The sequence below is a fragment of the Methylomonas sp. BW4-1 genome, assembly GCF_052474385.1.
In genome coordinates this window covers 828,018-845,633 of record NZ_CP184125.1, presented here as the reverse complement: position 1 = coordinate 845,633, position 17,616 = coordinate 828,018, and the positions used below count along the sequence as shown (strand labels likewise).

Genomic DNA, 17,616 nt, shown 5'->3' with positions numbered 1-17,616 from the left:
TACCTGTAAACGCTTTGCAGCCGGGCCGTGCGGCCCGGCTGCAAAGTCCCTAACGTGCGCTGCCTTGGAAACAAACAGCGCATTCGCTTAACGGAGCTCAGCGTAATGGCAAATTCCATGACTAAACAACCCTTATCGATTGCGGACACTTTGAAACAAGCGTGGCAAGACCTGCTCGCCGATCACCCGCATATGCGGATTCGCGATGCCGCGGCGACGTTGGGCGTCAGCGAAGCCGAACTGCTGGCAACCGACTGCGGCAACCGCGTCATCCGATTGCGGGCACACTGGCCCGCGCTGCTGAGCGCGGTCGGCACACTGGGGCCGGTGATGGCCTTGACCCGCAACGCTTTCGCGGTACATGAAAGCACCGGGCTCTACGAGGATATACGCCCTTGCGGCGACGCCATTCTGATAGACGGACACCATATCGCATTATGTCTATCCATCAGTATTTGGCATTCGGGTTTCGCCGTGACCGAGGAATCGCATCGCGGTACGCGCCACAGCCTTCAATTTTTCGACACAAGCGGCGAGGCCGTGCACAAAATCTATCTGACCGAACATGCCGATGCCGGCCTTTACCGGCGCTTGGTCGACATCTTTCGGGCCGACGATCAGTCGCCCAATCCGGTATTGCCCGCGCATGGCCCTAATCCGCCGCTTGGCGACCTTAAACAATGCGCGGAGTTGCCGGAATCCTGGCGACGCCTGCTACTGGCCGACACTTCCGAGGCTGCCGTCACCGGCCGGATCAGCATGCCGGCGCTACGCGCGCTCATGCAGCAACTGGCGGAACTGATGTTGCCGATACAAGTGCTGGTCGGCAATCCCGGCGCCATGCAACTGCACGACGGCCCTATTCAAAACCTGAAGATTACCGGACCCTGGTTCAATATCCTGGATCAGCGTTTTAATCTGCACCTCAACGAAATGGCCGTGGCCGGCGCGGACATCGTCCAACTGAGGTACCGGCAACACGCTTTAACCGGCCTGTTGGTACGCGGCCAAAACCAGCAGACCATCGCCTCCGTCTTCGGCGGTTACGACGACACCAACGGCGAAAACGGTTTTTGGCGCGACTTGCTCCTAGCCTCGGCGCTTGCTGGAGGTTCCTAGCCTATTGCATCGCTACCCAACCCCATAAACCGATACGTTTTATCGATAACGCCACATCAGGAAACCCGCATGAACCAGAAAACCATTGATCTCGAACAAGTAAGAGCAGCCTATACCGCGCTGCCGCAAACATTTTCCTCCGCGCTAATGGCCACGGTCAGCGCTTCCGGGGAGCCCGAAGCCAGTTACGCCGCCTACGTGAGGCACGACGGTCATTATTACGTGTATGTCAGCGAACTGTCGGCGCACACCCAAAACCTATTGCACAACGGCCGGGTTTGCCTGTTATTCGTCGAGGACGAAGACAAAGCCGCGCATTTGTTCGCCCGGCAACGGGTTACCTATCACTGCTCGGCCGGCGAAATCGACCGCGAGTCCGAAGCTTTCGCCTACATCATGGGCTTATTCGAGGAAAAATTCGGCGCGTTCATGAAACAGTTACAAAACATGCAGGACTTTCATCTGTTCCGGATACGGCCGCAACGCGGCAGCTTCGTGCAAGGCTTTGCCAAGGCATTTTCGATAGAAGGCAACGATTTGGGGCAAATCCGTCACGTCAATGACGTCGGGCATAAACAGCGGAAAGCCGAAGCGGAAGCCGATGCCCCGGCTTAATTGCAAAACCAGGGAATGCGCAGAGGCTAGGCATTCGGTAGGAAGCGCTTGGTCGCGACTCGCGCCGACTTTTGATTTGTAGAGATCATCTAAAACCCGAACATGAAACAGACCACATCCCTAATCCGTAAACTTGTCAGAGCCGCATCCGTTGCGCTCCTCTGGCTTTCGGTGACCGCGCCGGCCCATGCCGCCGGTCCGAGCCGCATCGTCTCGGTCGGCGGCGCGCTGACCGAAATCATCTACGCCCTGGGCGGCGCCGAGCGTCTGGTCGGCGTCGACAGCACCAGCCTGACGCCGGCCTCCGCCCAGGCGCTGCCGCAAGTCGGCTACATGCGCACGCTGTCGGCCGAAGGCGTGTTGTCGCTAAACCCGGATCTGGTGCTGGCCAGCGCCCACGCCGGCCCGCCGGCGGTGCTGGAGCAATTGCGCGCGGCCGGCGTGCAAATTCAAACGCTGGCCGAAGACTATTCCGCCGCCGGCATTGCCGCCAAAATCGGCACTATCGCCGCCTTGCTGGATAAGCCTGAGCAAGGCCGGGCACTGGCCGGCCAGGTGCAAGCCGACTTCGAGCGGTTGGCGCAATGGCGCGCGCAAAGCCGTGAACAGCCCAAGGTGCTGTTTTTGATGGCGGTGGCCCACGGCGCGCCGCTGGCGTCCGGCCGCGGCACCGCCGCCGACGCGGTGTTAACGCTGGCCGGCGCCGCCAACGCCGCCGGCGAACTGCAAGGCAACAAACCCATCAGTACCGAAGCGATGGTCGCCGCCGCGCCGGACGTGATTTTGTTGACCGACGTCGCCGCCAACGCCATCGGCGGTCTGGAGGCGTTCTACCGGCAACCCGGCATCGCCCACACCGCAGCCGGCCGGCAACGTAAAGTCTTTATCGTCGATACCCTGGCCTTGCTCGGCTTTGGCTTACACAGCGGTCAGGCGGTGCTGGAACTGGCCAAACGGCTGCACGGCGAACCGGCAGTTGCCGCCGACTCAGGGGCAGGCCGATGACCGTCCATGCCGCGATGGCGACGGCCGGACCGCGTCTTCGGCTAAAACCGAGCTTGAGCCGCGCCGGCCTGTGCTGGCTGCTGGCATTGCTGCTGGCCGTCGCCGCCTTGGCCTCGCTGGGCAGCGGTGCGGTCGCCATCTCGGCCGGTCAGGCCGCCGCCATCATCGCCGACCGCTTCGGTATCGCCCTGCCCTGGCCATTCGGCGCCGACCAGCAAGCGGTGCTGCTGGCGATTCGCGCGCCGCGCCTGGTGTTGGGTTTATTGGTCGGCGGCGCCTTGGCCGCATCCGGCGCGGCGATGCAGGGCTTGTTCCGCAATCCGCTGGCCGATCCAGCCTTGATCGGCGTTTCCAGCGGCGCGGCGCTGGCCGCGGTGGCGGTCATCGTCTTGCGCGACAGCCTGTTCGGCGCCGTGGCCGACGCATTCGGCGCCTATTTATTGCCGGTCGCGGCCATCGCCGGCGGTTTTGTGGTCAGTTGGCTGGTGTACCGGCTGGCCGACAGCGGCGAGCGCCTGGACGTGGCCTCGCTATTGTTGTCCGGCATCGCCATCAACGCGCTGGCCGGCTCGGCCACCGGCTTGCTAGTGTATCTGGCCGACGACGACCAGTTGCGCAGCTTGACCTTCTGGAGTCTGGGCAGCCTGAACGGTGCCGGCTGGGACGGCGTCGCCATCTGCGCGCCGTTTTTACTGGCCAATCTGTTGCTGTTGCCGTGGCTGGCCGATGCCTTGAACGCCTTGTTGCTCGGCGAAGCCGAAGCCGGCCATCTGGGCTTTTCGGTCGAACGCATCAAAACCGGCGTGGTGGCCTTGGTTGCGCTCGGCGTCGGCGCGGCGGTGGCCTTGTCCGGCGTGATCGGCTTCATCGGTCTGGTGGTGCCGCATCTATTGCGGCTGGCCCTAGGGCCGGACCACCGCTGGCTATTGCCAGCGTCGGCGCTGCTCGGCGCCTTATTGTTGATCTACGCCGATTACCTGGCCCGCAGTTTGGCGGAACCGGCCGAAATCCCGATCGGCATCGTCACCGGCCTGCTGGGCAGTCCGTTTTTTCTGTGGCTGCTGTTCCGGCAAAAATTGATGGGCCATTGACATGCTGCAAGCCATCGATCTAAGCCTGCGCGCCGGCGCGAAAACCTTGCTGGACGGCGTGACGCTGGAGCTGCGGCCTGGCGAAGTACTGGCCGTGGCCGGCCCGAACGGCGCCGGCAAATCCAGTCTGTTGCGGGCCATCAGCGGCGAGCTGGCGCCTTTCGCCGGCCAGGTGACGATGAACGGCCGGCCGCTGGTGGAATGGCCGCCGCAACAGGCCGCGTTGCTGCGCGGCGTGTTGCCGCAAAGTTCCGGGCTGGCATTCCGCTTCACGGTGCGCGACGTGGCCTTGATGGGCCGCAGCCCGCAACGCAAAACCCACAGCGCCGCGCGAAACCGGGCCATCGCCGAACACGCGCTGGCGATGACCGATACCGGCCATCTGGCCGAACGCATCTACACCACGCTGTCCGGCGGCGAACGCCAACGGGTGCAACTGGCGCGGGTGCTGGCGCAAATTTGGGAACCCCAAGACCCGTTGCACCGCTATTTGTTGCTGGACGAACCCACCTCGGCGCTGGATCTGGCCCACCAGCACGCGGTGCTGGCCATCGCCCGCCGCTTTGCCGACGAACAACAGGCCGGCGTCCTGGCGGTCTTGCACGATCTTAACCTGGCCGCGCTGTACGCCGACCGCATCGCCCTGCTGCACCAAGGCCGGCTGGCCGCCATCGGCACGCCGGCGCAAACCCTGAACAGCGAGCTGATCCGGCAAGTGTTCGCTTACCCGGTCAGTATCGGTAGTCATCCGCAAATCCAGGATGCGCCGTTGGTGATTCCGCGGCGGCAGGTGGCACCGGGCGTTCAGGAGCAATGAGTTATTAACCGGGCCTTCAAATACCGTTCGCCCTGAGCCTGTCGAAGGGCACACCGCCTGGGCTTAGCCGAGCTCAGCTTAAACGGAATACCCTTGATCAATAGGGCCGGAGCCACGTGGCAGGCACTCGATTACCCGGAATACGCGGTTTAGCGTGTTCGGAGGAATGCGTTAACAAAAGCCGCCAGGGAAGGCGGCACCTTACGATTCAATGCCACAGTTTTTCCTGCTTGGCGATGGCGTTGTTGGGAGTAAAATCGAATAAACTGGCAGCAAACACAAGCCCAGTTGCAATCGGTCGATCAAGTGATTCAATGACGCCGATTGCTCCGTTACCTGTTGCTAGTTTTGATTGTCGAAGGGTATACAGACAGGAAAATTTGATGCTAACCAATCAGTTATTGCAAGAATGAGTATTAGCTTGGTGATATACGGAAACCGCTTAATAATTAGTTATATTCCAAAAGTAGAGTTAAGTGCATGAAAAACGAAGCCAAGGATACAATAGCTAAGATATTTTGCAAGAACAACAATATTGATGCTGAAGCGTTACCGGAGAACTTGGAAATTGTTGTAACTGAGGTATACGCACCTTTTCTGCTCTTTATTGAATGCTTAAGCTCAAAGCAATTTGCTGAACGGAACAACCCGTTTGATGGTTTTTTTATTAATATGCTCAATAGAGCATCAAACACTTTCGGTGGCATGGTTACATTGCTTACTACCGGTCATTTGCAAGATTCAGAAGTTTTATCGCGAACTCTTACCGAATCGTCTCTGACAATACAATTTCTGCTCAAAGGGGATTCAGAGGAAAAACTAGCGCATTATTTAGCCAGCTATTACTTTGGACAAAAATGGAAGAATGATAAGTGGCAATCTGCCGTCAGCGACTTTGAAATACATCCGCACAATCGCTTAATCCAAGAAAAAAATGAAATCGAAGAAAAATCAAAGCAAGTCTGTAAATATTTTATAGAAGAAGCCGGAGGAAGATGGCCGGAAAAGCCGCAATCTGCGTCTGTGGATAAAATGTTTAAAGAGTTGGGTAGAGAAGTCGAATATCGGACTGTGTATCGCGCAATGTGCGGACAATCGCACCAGAACCAAGAAGATTTAGTTAATAGCCTTCTATACTCTTTGAGCGAAGATGAAAGTCTGGAAATTAAATCAAAACATTTAAAGCATGCTTTTAGTGTTTTTATAGTCTTATGGGGTGTGCAGTATTTCCTTGGCGCAATTGAATCACTTGGCAATTTCTACGGCTTTGCGACTGTACAGCAACAGTCAAAGCTGGCCAGAGAGATAATTGACAAGCATCATGCTGAGATTACAGAGTCATTAAAAAAATGCATATTGCCAAAAGGATGGGTCAATGTTGTCGTCGATGGAATATAACAATGCAAATTAACTCGGACGCCTACAGTCGCTGCGCTCCTTTTGGCTCCGGTTATTTGCGGCATTGGGCATCATGAAAATCGCGTATCTGTTGCTTGCTACATTGCTCATTACTACGGTTGCATGGGCCGACGGCTTGCCTTTGCGTGACGGGCGCTACCCTGGTGCAGTTCTAGTATTCGATCTCACGGAAGCACAGAAAAGCGTCATTGATCGTTATCGAACTTGCCAGCTCAAGAACTTCAAAACTATGAACGTTTACACTCCCTACGTCTTTGCGTTAACACCAAGTCAAAGCAATGTGCTAAAGGCAAAGAAGGGCTTTTCTCCAAAGTACTTTGAAATCTACGAAACCGTTCGTGGCTTCAATGATGCCGGCCATCATTGGAACTTGGTCCTTCGATTCTCCGAAAACCAAATTGAAATACCGCTTGATCTGGTGGTTACGGATAAGGAAGCGCGAGCGCAACATGACGAACAATGGTGGAATCCGCACAATCCGTGTTTCGCTAAGCTAGGCAGTCCCGTAGGGTGGGCACGGCTTTTTGTGCCCACGCGGCTTTGAACGGTGGGCAATTTGCCCACCCTACCTCTGCTCGCAACATGCGCTGGCGTATGCTGCCGGTGAGCTTGCGAAACGCACCGCTGGCGAAACGGCGCACTTTACTACGCGCCCCGATAGTTCCTCACTTCCATAATAGGCCTTAAAGAAAAATGATTGAACCAATATTAGAAAATGAGTTTCACCACGATGGTAGAGGCCCGGAACTACAGCGGGTGGTATGGGCTTATGAAGGAAAAATCCTCAAGGGGTTCGAGTATTACAACCCCGAAGATGTATATGAAGAGAGCAATATAAAAAATATTATTCTTGAGAAAGTTGAAGTTTTCTCGATGGCTGGTGAGGAAGTGCATGGCTCAATACTAGCAAATGGGGAAACGAAAGCAGCAATCCACAGGATTGTGGATTCAAAATGGAAAACACAATCGCGGATTTGAATGGTGGGCAATTTTGCCCACCCACCCTCTGCTCGCAACATGCGCTGGCTTCGGCTGCCGGTGAGCTTGCGAACCGCACCGTTCGCGAAACGGTAGAATTTACTCCTTGCGGTTCGTTACCTCACCGCTAGCCGCGAACCTCCTATCTTTTCACAGCAGGCCCGGCGCATACCCGCCGAAACCGGCAGCGACACGACGCTGCCAACCGTCGAAGTTAAAGCGCAAGCCGCAGGCGATCAGCGCGATCGACCATGCCTAATTCACGGCCCACCCGCGCAGAACGTTAATCGGGTGGCCGCGTAATCCCAGGCTTGCTAGCCGACATTGTCGATTAAGTGCCTGGGACGAATGTTTAAATCTGCTCGGCTTCGATAGACCGTTCGAGACGGGCAAATACAAGATTGGTTATTCAGTCGAAGCCTTGGCTGCTGCAAAACTAAGCAAACAAGACCTACCGCACAATATGAGTTGACAGCGAGCAAGAACTTCCTTAAAGTCCACTCAGCCTTCGCGCAGAAGGCGTATTGCCAGCCATGTCTCCTGACTAGCCAGCCCTCACGGTGCTAATCAATTCATCCAGGGGACCTTATGACCAAACCATTTTTCGCTAGCCGCCATTTCGTTTCCGGCTTTCTTACTAAAGCCGCAAAGTCCATCCAACAGCTGATTTTTAGCTCGACGTTATTAACCCAGCCCTTAAACACCGTTAGCCTCCATGCCCTTGGTACCGAAGGGCCAACCCGCTCAGGCTTCGACGCGCTCAGCCCGAGCCGGGCACCTGGGATAAATAGGACCGGGTTAATAGCTTAAGCGGCCCAACGAAACGCTTCGCTGTCAAACATCGAAATCCGATAGGCAGGACGCATGTTCTCGACGAATCTTTATCGCGCGGAAGCCATGGCAGCGCAGACCGGACGCTTGGAAGGCGACATCCTGCTGGCGAGGTCTTGGTCGTCGTGGCTGGTATTCGCGATTGTGTTGACGCTGGTCGCCGCAACCGTTTTATTTATCAGCTTTGCGTCCTACACCAAACGAACCAACGCTATCGGCATGTTGGTCCCAAATGGCGGCGCGATTATTATTGCCACACCGGCGCCAGGGCTTATTTCGGCCGTTCATGTTGAGGAAGGTCAAACGGTTCATGCCGGAGACACCTTGTTTACGTTAAGAGACGAACGCCATCTTTCTTCATTCACAAACCGGTCGGACGCCAGCGGAGCCCGATTCGCCGATCAGCTTGAAGCGGCACTGCTCGCGGAAGAAGAAGCCAATCTCCGGGAAAAACGCCAATTAAGCACCCTGCAGGACAAAAATAATTCGGCACTATCCAGACAGTTGGCGGCAATACAAGTATCGATTGCCGACGCCAAACAACAGATAAATCAGCATCAGGAAAGATTGCTCCTGGCGGAGCAGCGCCTGAATAAGCATCGCGGCCTGGCGACATCCGGCTTTATTGCGAAAGACAAATTGGACGAGGAGCTGGACAACCTGACGCTATTGCGTGCCCAAGCATCGGATTTAAAGCGGGATTACGACGAACTCGAGCGAAAAAAATTGGAGCTGGAGGACGAAAAACGCATCGCCCCGGAAAAAACCCAAATCAGCATCGCCAATATCGACCAAGACTTAAGCATACTCCGCCAAAAAATCCAGGAAACCCATATTCAAAGCCAATTGGCTATCGTCGCCCCGATTAACGGCATGGTCACCGGTATTAGCGTGCACCCCGGCCAAATTTCGGATAAGGATGCTTTGGCAACCTTGCTTGGCGATGGCGCGGAACTGACAGCGCAATTGTACGTGACCACGCGCGGCATCGGCTTTGTCGAATCCGGCCAGAAAGTACGTTTGCGTTACCAAGCCTACCCCTATCAAAAGTTCGGCCAGTATTCCGGAACGGTCGCAACCGTCTCGAAAAATCCGGTTTCATCGAAGACCTTACCGAATTTATTCGCCAATTCCCCACCGGACGATTATTACCGCGTCACAGTAAAACTCGATTCGCAGTTTGCGTCGGTGTACGGCGAACCGAAACGGCTGGTATCCGGCATGATCGTGGAGGCGGATATCGAACAAGATACGCGGCGCTTAATCGAGTGGATGATCGAACCGCTTTACGGATTAACCAAATATAACTAGGGAACGCTATGTCACTGATTCATTTCGGCATCGATAGAACACAATTTTTCGACGCGCATTACCAAAGCCGGTGGTGGCTGAAGCGCCAAGTACTGTCCGAGAACAATTTAAACTGGAAGCATATCGACCAGGCGCTTTACGCCATGGAAAACGCCAATACGCAGATTAAATTATTTAAAGACGGACCGGTCGAGCCAGGCCGCTATACCGAGCCCTATTGGGAACTGGGCGAACAACGCACACGTATCGTCAAAGACGTTTTGTACCGCTATTTAACGGACGGTGCGACCTTGGTATTAAACAAACTACAGCTCTACCTCCCGGAAATTAACGACTATTGCATGGACGTGGCGCAATTCGTCGGCGAAAAAACCAACGCCAATGCCTATGCGGCATTCGGCGGCGACGGTTCGTTTGGCAAACATTGGGATACTCACGATGTGTTCGCCTTGCAACTGATCGGACGCAAAAGATGGCGCCTCTATCAACCCACATTCGAATTGCCTTTAAACCATCAAACCAGCCTAAACCATAAAGCGGAATGCCCGGCGGAACCGGTGCTGGATACCGTATTGGTGGCCGGGGATTTGTTGTATATCCCAAGAGGCTGGTGGCACGAGGCCCTGCCTATCGCCGGCGACGAGACGTTTCATATCGCCATAGGCACCTTCCCGCCTAAATTATTGGACTATCTGCTTTGGCTATGCGGCAATCAACTGCCGGACCGCATTGAAAGCCGGGGGTCTATCAACCCTTATCTCAATACGACGGACCTTATTGAAAGTTTTACTCCGCTATTACAAAGCACGCTAGCCGAACCGGAAAATCTCGATAATTTTTACATCGCTTTTACGGAACAACAAAGAGTTAAATCGCGATTTAATATTGGCAGTTTGTCTCCAACCGGCATATCGGACAACACCGCCCTTCTGCGCAATAACATTCGAATAAACTCGTTCCTACCAATATCCAACGATCAGAAGACCTTATTAGCCAACGGCTTCAAGATAAATCTCGACACCGAAAGCGCCGACTTCCTTGCCGGCATCAGTTCAGCCGAGAACTTGCAAGCCAATAAAAATGCTAAGCAATTATCCGACAAGGAGAATCAACTGTTGAAACAATTATCGACACTCGACCTTATTGAGCGGTTTTAGAGCGCTAAATAAATGACATTTTAAAATCTCCATACCAAAGATCACAAGAAGAATAATAGTCAACCTTAAACTGGATTTTATTATGACACCAATGAATCAAATCTATTTACCCATTTTTGGCCTCTCATTGGCGGTGATTTGCGCAATTTTGTCAATACACATATTTGCAAAGCCAACACCACATTTAACAAAAGGGAAAAGAACTGCTTTAGCAATTATTCTAACCGCTTGTATAACTTATGAGTTTATTTACTTTGGTTCCAGACTATATTATAAAAATTAATTTTAGGGGGTTACCGATTTTTTCATATTTTTTTCACTAAAAATAAAACCTGTAATCTATATATCATAAAAATGGAGAGCAATATGCGCGAATTGACTATTACTGAAATGTCTGTTGTCGGCGGTGGTTTTATTCCCCCATCTGAAATTCATCCATTTATGGATGCCAGAATAGCGCTTACAACGTTTAAGGGATTGGGATATTTAGGAGTTGCTTTTAAGATAGGATATACCTTAGGTGAAATATTGAACGAGAACACCGATATTCAAAAGTTCATTGCACAAAATTTAGACAAGGTCGTAAATGCACTTCACACAAGCAATATCACAAACACACAGCTTGGAGAAGATGGCGATGGTGAATGACAATTCGAGCCGATTTACCTGTAAAAAATTTTTTTTTGCTGTTACGACCATCAGGCTTCTCGCTATATTCAGTGTCATTATGGCCATACAAGCTGTTTCTAGGGGGGAATTTTTTGAGTTTTTACAATTAGCGAGTTCAGGCTTAATTCTTTGGTTTTCAATTTTTCATTCCTATGAATTAACACAGCCAATCAATGATGTTACCGACTTATACAGGAAACGCAAGACGATGAAGACTTTAAATCGCATTGAATGGATATTTATTTATATTTTTATATTAGGAACGGTAGGTAGACTACTGATATAGAAATCTGCATTTTTACATGAAGCGTGTATCAAATTATGAAAACGTAATTTGAAAAATATACTTCACCATTCATAGCTACGTAGAAAAACCTATTTTTAAACTTATATTTCAATGCAGTCCAAATATATCTAAGGAGAGCAATATGCGTGAATTGACAATTACTGAAATGGTACTCGTTGGTGGCGGCTTATCGGAAGCAGATACTCTAGCAATTGCCGGCGCTTTAGGTGCTGGTGTGGGTATGGGCATGGCGCAATGGGCCGGGTTGACAACAGCACAGCAAATAGCCGCCGCCGGATATTTTGGCGTGGCCGCTTCGGCAGTAACCGCTGCCGGACTAGCGGGCTGGACTATTGGTGAATATCTGAACCAACACACGCCGATCCAAAGCGTATTGAGTAATTTGCTAGGTGGAGAGGATGGGGACGGTAGTTAATGTATTCGACAAAGGGATACCAAAAGAAAGGCTCTCTCGCCATTTTGAGTCTTTCTTACCGGTGCAGTATTAAATTAATCTATCGGTACTACTCATGAGATATAACCCGTTTCTGATTATCATCGCGTCGGTTTTCGCCCTATTATCGACGCTTGCGGTATTAATATTCGTGTTTCCAAAGGCAACTTCGGATATCGCCTCTCATCTCGATGGCGAGGAATCGATTGTGTTGTACATCGCTTTATGTTCAATATTTCTGTCAGGTTTTTTTTATTTTAAAAAAAACCAAAATCACATCGAAAAACTATTCTCGGGAAGACAAGCAGCCGAATTCGTGTATAGACGCGATATAACCACTTACTTAGTGACGGGATTTATTTGTGCCGGCGCGGCTTCAGAGTTAGTGACACAAGATAAAGCACTGCATGACAATATTGTTCTGATCTCGGGGATATTTTTATTACTGAGCATTATCTCTGTTATTTATCGGCGATTTTGGCCATCAAATAAACCGTTTCGACGAAATATCAATTGAACATCTCGGAAAAAACCGTAGACCGGATTAGTAAAACTTAATCGGACGAAATTGAGATCTACATTCCTCGGAATCGCTTCTCCATTCGAAACGACCAGGAATATACGATTTATCGTTTTAGGGCTAATAAAATGATTTACCTAATTGTTAGCTTATATTTTGCTGTGATGGCACTCTGTATTTCTTTAGAGATGTTAGTTAAAAATACCTTGGGCAAGTCCGAAGACAAAATTAACAGAATGCAGTTTTTGCTTCATGCGCTTAATTCCACGGCAATTCTCTTAGTTGCATGGTCTTATTTCAAAAATTGAGTTTTTTATTTCCGTCCGATTATAGAAACAAAATCTGACGAATTTTTAGTTCTCATGCCAGCGCACTTTCCAAAACTGATGAGCGCTTAATCCATTTATCCAACCCTAGAAAGGAATCTTACCCATGAACCCTACCCGCTCGACCTTAATAGCATGTTTAATACTAACTCTCGTCAACGTTGGTAGCGGGCACGCCACGGAAAATAATACAAACGGCGCCGCCGCCGAGAAGTACGGCGCGATCGAACGGCGATTCGAGAACGGTTTCCGGGCCGTGTTGGTTCCCGATACCAAGGCCGAGCAGACGGCGGTGACGCTGGTTTATTTCAGCGGTTCGCTCGCCGATCCTGTGGGCAAGTCGGGCCTTGCGCATTTGCTGGAGCATCTGTTGTTTAACGCGCCGACGACGCCGGACAATCATTCGCTGGTGAGCGAGCTGGCGCGCCGCAACATTGCCTATAACGGCAATACCCATTTCGACCGCACTATCTACCACACGGCCTTTTCCAGCGACCAGCCCACGCTGAACTGGCTGCTGCAACAAGAAGCCTTGCGCATGCATAAACTGACGATTACGGAAACGGATATTGCCAGAGAATTACCCGTGGTATTGCGGGAAAAAGAGCTTGGCGATAGCAATCATCAGCAAAAATTAGCGCAACAAATACTGCCGGTTGTTACTCGCTTTGCCCCCTATGTACGCCCGCCGATAGGTAACGAAGCTGAATTACGCGGTATCGCCATCGAAGACGCCCGAGCTTTTTATCGGACACACTATCGTCCCGGCAATGCGCTGTTGATCATTACCGGTCGATTTGACCTTACCGAAACCTGGAAGCAATTGGCAACTCATTTTGGTGAGCTTAAATCGCCCAAAATCGGGCCACCACCCGTATTCCAGGCGGTGTCCAGGCGGGAGAGCGGCGACCCGCAAACGAGTTTTCGCGGTGACGGCGATGTTGCTTCCGTCTCGTTATTTTATCCGTTACCCCATTCGTTCGATGCCAAGCATGTAGCGGCAATGGGCCTGCTGAGCGGCTTGCTGGCCGGTTCACCCGCCAGTCGCTTACATGAATCGCTGGTTAGTGCCGGACAGGCAGCCTCTGTCTCGGCCATGCCGTTGCTATTGCGCAATGGGGGTGCATTCGAAGTAACCGCGCTGCCGCTGTCAGCCGATAACGAAGCGTTGGAACAACTTCAACACACCTTAGCAGAACAAGTGCATTCGCTGGGCGATACCGCGTTCACGGAAACAGAACTGGAGCGCGCCAAAAACTTGATCCGCAACGAGGCTTTACACGTGCAATCCCGAGCCGCCGCTTTTGGCTACCGTTTGGCTGAATTTGCCTCCCTCGGCGACTGGCGGCTGTGGTTCGAGAGCATTGACGCGGCCCAAGAAATGTCATTGCCGGAGATTCAACAAACCGCTAAAACGCTTTTCCAGCAAGGTCTCCCGGTTGCCCAGTTGATGAGCAGTCGGCATGCGGCAAGTGTCGCGGCGCGGAAAGAAGCCCTCGTACCGCAAGCGACAACCGCCGAACCATCCCCCGCGTCCGCGCCTGCGCGCCTGCCGGAAACCGCCAGCCCAGTGGCTAACGATGTGACGGCGGCGGCTATTGATGCACAAATCGAGCGCTTTAGCATTAACGAGTCGCTGGCGGTTGCGCTCTGGCCCAAGCCCATACCGACCGGCCGGGTGCAGGGCCAGTGGAATCTGCGCATGGGCACGGCGGACAGCATGCTTGGCAAACGTATGTTGGCGGACCTTACCGGCAGCCTGTTGGCGCACGGTTCGGCCAGTTTAGATCGGCAACAACTGTTTGATCGCTTGGTGGGTTTGGATGCCCACTTGTCGATGACGCCGATGGAGGACCGTTTGGCGATTCGCTTCGATCTGCCCGCGAAGTCGTTGCCGGAATTTCTGGACGTTCTAATCGATGTTCTTCGTCATCCGGCACTGCCGGAGCAGGGATTCAAGGAAATCGGCAATCAGTTGCGCGTCGCCTACCAAAGCCTGGGCGCAAAACCGCAAGTCGTCGCGGAACAAGCCGTGACCGCACTCACCAGCCCATACCCTATCGGCGACATCCGCCGCGAGCCCGGCATGGCGGAAGCGCTCGCCGCGTTGGAGCGCATCGAATTGAACGATGTAAAAGCCTTCCATGCCGATTACTACGGCGCGAATGGAGAGTTGCTGCTGTCCGGGGAGTTTGATGCCAACGCAACGCGCCGGCAGTTGGAAAGCCTGTTAGGTCCCTGGCGCAGCAAGCAGGCCTACCAGCGGCCGCCCCTGCCTTACACCACTTTGGCACCCGGCCGGCATGTCATGACCGTAGCCGATGGCGCGCACGGCATTTACACAGCACAGCTTAGACAACCGTTGCAAGCGGACGAGACTGACACCCTGACCTTAATGCTGGCGAATGTCGCGTTGGGCGAGGATGCGATTCAATCCCGCCTCGGTCGCCGCCTGCGTCAACAAGAGGGGATTTCCTACGGTGTGGCCAGCAAGATGAGCGCTTCCGCCTTCGAACCGCGCGCCACCCTGACCATAAGCGCGACCTATGCGCCGGCCCTGCGGCAACAACTCTCCAAAGCCGTACACGAGGAACTGGCGCTGCTGGTTAAAGACGGCCTCAGCGCTGCGGAATTCGACAGTGCAAAAGAGAACTGGCGCCATCGCAACGATCTGAGCAAACTGGATCGCGACAAGCTATTCGGCAAGCTGAATCTGCTATTACGCTTACGGCGCGACATGCACTACTACGCCGACATCAATGCCCGCGTTGAAGCCTTGACGCTGGCCCAGGTGAATACGGCGATTGCCCGCCACATCAATCCCGATCAGTTGCTGGAAGTGTTTGTCGATACCAACAATGAAGCACCTTAAGCACGCGCACCATTCGTCGTACTTGCAAACCACCGCGGCCGAATGCGGCCTGGCCTGTGTAGGCTATGTCGCCGCCTGCCACGGTGCCGCACACAGCATGAGCGACTTACGCGCCAAGTATGCGGTGTCGCTACGCGGCTCCACGTTGATGGATTTGGTCGGTATCGGCGCGGCGCTCGGGTTCTCGTGCAGACCGCTACGCCTGGAATTGGCGGAACTCGACCAACTCAGTCTCCCCTGTATTTTGCATTGGCAAATGAGCCATTTTGTCGTGCTAAAAAAAGTGGGGCGCGGCCGGGTGCTGGTCCACGACCCGGCCAAGGGCGAAAGGGAGCTGGCTATAGCCGAAGTCAACACCCTGTTTACCGGCGTGGCCTTGGAACTGACGCCTGCGCCGGCGTTCGAACGTATTACGCCGAGGTCGCGTATTCCCCTAGCTAAACTGGTCGGCAAGGTGGACGGCCTGATCCGGAGCTTGACGCAAATCACGGTATTGGCCGTTGCCATGCAATTATTCGCCTTGCTGACACCGATAGTTGCCCAATGGATAGTAGACGGTGCGATTGTGTCCGGCGACCGGGATTTCCTGTTGGTATTAGCCTTGGCCTATGCCTTGATTGCCGTGATTAAAATCGTGTTGGAAGCCGTTAGAAGCTGGCTGGCCATCGTGCTGGCCACACAATTCAATCTGCAATGGGCCGGCCGCATTATCGGCCACTTGTTAAGGCTGCCCGTGCATTGGTTCGAACTACGGCATACCGGCGATATCGTATCCCGGTTTCAATCGATGCAAGCCATTCAACAGACGCTGACCGGCAAATTAGTGGAAGTGGTCTTGGACGGCGGATTCGGTTTAATTGTCCTGGCGGTGATGTTGCTGTACAGCCCCACGCTGAGCGCTTTCGCCGTCGCCGCCGTATTGGCCTATTTGCTAATCCGCGTTTTGCCCCATGGAATCTATCATCGCTTAACCGATGAAGCACTGGCACACGAGGCCAAGGCGCAAAGCCATTTTCTGGAAAGCATTCGCGCCGTTCACACCACAAAGTTGGCGGGTCTGGAAGAGCAGCGCCGGGCACGCTGGCTGAATTTGTTCGTCGCCGGCGTGAATAAACGCATCGGCGCGCAAAAAATGTCGCTGGGATTTTCGCTGGGTTATAGCGCGGTGTTTGCCGCCGAAGCCATCGCCGTGCTGGCGGTCGGCGCGACCATGGTCATGGACAACGCCCTGACCGTCGGCATGTTGATGGCGTTTATTTCCTACAAGGACGACTTTACGTCGAGAATGCAACGGCTGATCGACAACCTGATGTCCATGCGCATGATCAGTCTGCATGTGGAGCGTTTAGCGGATATTGTCTTGGCGGAAAAGGAACATACCGACGGCTTCGCGGCGGACAAAGTCATCAATCGAAAGGATTTCAGCCCCAGCATCGAGTTTAAAAACCTGGGCTTTCGCTACGGCGCGAATATGCCGTGGGTATTTCGCAATTTGCATCTGTCCATCCAACCCGGCGAACACATCGCCATCGTCGGCCCTTCCGGTTGCGGAAAGAGTACCCTGGTCAAACTCTGCTTGGGCTTGCTGGAACCGACCGAGGGTGTCATTGAAATCGACGGCATGCCTTTAAGCCAATTCGGATTGGCAAACTGGCGCCGGCTGGTGGGGGCGGTGTTGCAGGAAGACCAGTTATTCTCCGGGAGCCTTCAGGAAAATATTTCCGGATTCGACTTACAAACCAATTTCGAGCTACTTAAACAAAGCGCTCAACTCGCCGGCATCGACCATGAAATCGAGGCTCTGCCTATGCGTTATCTATCCCAGGTTGGCGACATGGGCAGCAGTTTTTCCGGCGGGCAAAAGCAACGGCTCATCATCGCGCGGGCCCTCTACAAAGTGCCGTCAGTACTGGTCCTGGACGAAGCGACCAGCCACTTGGACGTCGAAACAGAGCGGAAAGTGAATTTGGCAATCAATTCGTTAAGCATCACCCGCTTAACTATCGCCCATCGGCCGGAAACCATAGGCATGGCGGACAGAGTCGTGTCTCTGGATGCCGGCATATACAGCGAAAGCAGAATGGGTAGTTTCTGAAGGCTATTCCGCCATCCCAGTATTTTAGGCAAACCTCCGGGGGATTTTCCG

The 17,616-nt window shown here is 53.3% G+C and carries 14 protein-coding genes; all 14 read left to right on the top strand.

Going from position 1 to position 17,616, the window contains the following annotated elements; genetic code table 11:
* Positions 1-117: 117 nt before the first annotated feature.
* The 14 genes from ACH5Y9_RS03755 to ACH5Y9_RS03690 all read left to right on the top strand — a co-directional run bounded on the left by ACH5Y9_RS03755 (position 118) and on the right by ACH5Y9_RS03690 (position 17,565).
* A complete protein-coding gene (locus ACH5Y9_RS03755; RefSeq protein ID WP_445368574.1) occupies positions 118-1,119 on the top strand; it encodes a ChuX/HutX family heme-like substrate-binding protein in 1,002 nt (333 codons plus the stop codon).
* 69 nt (positions 1,120-1,188) lie between these two features.
* Positions 1,189-1,734 (top strand): HugZ family pyridoxamine 5'-phosphate oxidase, encoded by a 546-nt coding sequence (locus ACH5Y9_RS03750; protein WP_445368573.1) that lies wholly within the window; start codon positions 1,189-1,191, stop codon positions 1,732-1,734.
* Positions 1,735-1,836: 102 nt separating this feature from the next.
* Positions 1,837-2,739, top strand: a complete 903-nt coding sequence (locus ACH5Y9_RS03745; RefSeq protein WP_445368572.1) for a heme/hemin ABC transporter substrate-binding protein — start codon at positions 1,837-1,839, stop codon at positions 2,737-2,739.
* Positions 2,736-3,830: a FecCD family ABC transporter permease gene (locus tag ACH5Y9_RS03740; RefSeq protein ID WP_445368571.1), complete on the top strand. Its 1,095-nt coding sequence runs from the start codon at positions 2,736-2,738 to the stop codon at positions 3,828-3,830. Before ACH5Y9_RS03745 ends, ACH5Y9_RS03740 begins: the two co-directional genes overlap by 4 nt.
* 1 nt (position 3,831) lies before the next feature.
* Entirely contained in the window at positions 3,832-4,647 is an 816-nt protein-coding gene (locus ACH5Y9_RS03735) for a heme ABC transporter ATP-binding protein (RefSeq protein ID WP_445368570.1), read from the top strand.
* 480 nt (positions 4,648-5,127) lie between these two features.
* Positions 5,128-6,045, top strand: a complete 918-nt coding sequence (locus ACH5Y9_RS03730) for a DUF5677 domain-containing protein (RefSeq protein ID WP_445368569.1) — start codon at positions 5,128-5,130, stop codon at positions 6,043-6,045.
* Between the two features lie 73 nt (positions 6,046-6,118).
* Positions 6,119-6,610 carry a hypothetical protein gene (locus ACH5Y9_RS03725; protein ID WP_445368568.1) on the top strand — a complete coding sequence of 164 codons (492 nt, stop codon included), beginning with the start codon at positions 6,119-6,121 and terminating at the stop codon, positions 6,608-6,610.
* A 149-nt stretch (positions 6,611-6,759) separates the two neighbouring features.
* On the top strand, positions 6,760-7,044 hold the full coding sequence (locus tag ACH5Y9_RS03720) for a hypothetical protein (protein WP_445368567.1): 285 nt from the start codon (positions 6,760-6,762) through the stop codon (positions 7,042-7,044).
* Between the two features lie 864 nt (positions 7,045-7,908).
* Entirely contained in the window at positions 7,909-9,186 is a 1,278-nt protein-coding gene (locus ACH5Y9_RS03715; protein WP_445368566.1) for an HlyD family secretion protein, read from the top strand.
* An 8-nt stretch (positions 9,187-9,194) separates the two neighbouring features.
* Entirely contained in the window at positions 9,195-10,343 is a 1,149-nt protein-coding gene (locus ACH5Y9_RS03710) for a cupin domain-containing protein (RefSeq protein ID WP_445368565.1), read from the top strand.
* 366 nt (positions 10,344-10,709) lie between these two features.
* Positions 10,710-10,991 carry a hypothetical protein gene (locus ACH5Y9_RS03705; RefSeq protein WP_445368564.1) on the top strand — a complete coding sequence of 94 codons (282 nt, stop codon included), beginning with the start codon at positions 10,710-10,712 and terminating at the stop codon, positions 10,989-10,991.
* A gap of 449 nt (positions 10,992-11,440) precedes the next feature.
* Positions 11,441-11,734, top strand: coding sequence for a hypothetical protein (locus tag ACH5Y9_RS03700; RefSeq protein WP_033155337.1), 294 nt, complete (start codon positions 11,441-11,443; stop codon positions 11,732-11,734).
* A 970-nt stretch (positions 11,735-12,704) separates the two neighbouring features.
* Complete coding sequence (locus tag ACH5Y9_RS03695; RefSeq protein WP_445368563.1) at positions 12,705-15,470, top strand: M16 family metallopeptidase; 2,766 nt, start codon at positions 12,705-12,707, stop codon at positions 15,468-15,470.
* Positions 15,457-17,565 carry a peptidase domain-containing ABC transporter gene (locus ACH5Y9_RS03690; RefSeq protein ID WP_445368562.1) on the top strand — a complete coding sequence of 703 codons (2,109 nt, stop codon included), beginning with the start codon at positions 15,457-15,459 and terminating at the stop codon, positions 17,563-17,565. Before ACH5Y9_RS03695 ends, ACH5Y9_RS03690 begins: the two co-directional genes overlap by 14 nt.
* The last annotated feature ends 51 nt before the right edge of the window (positions 17,566-17,616 follow it).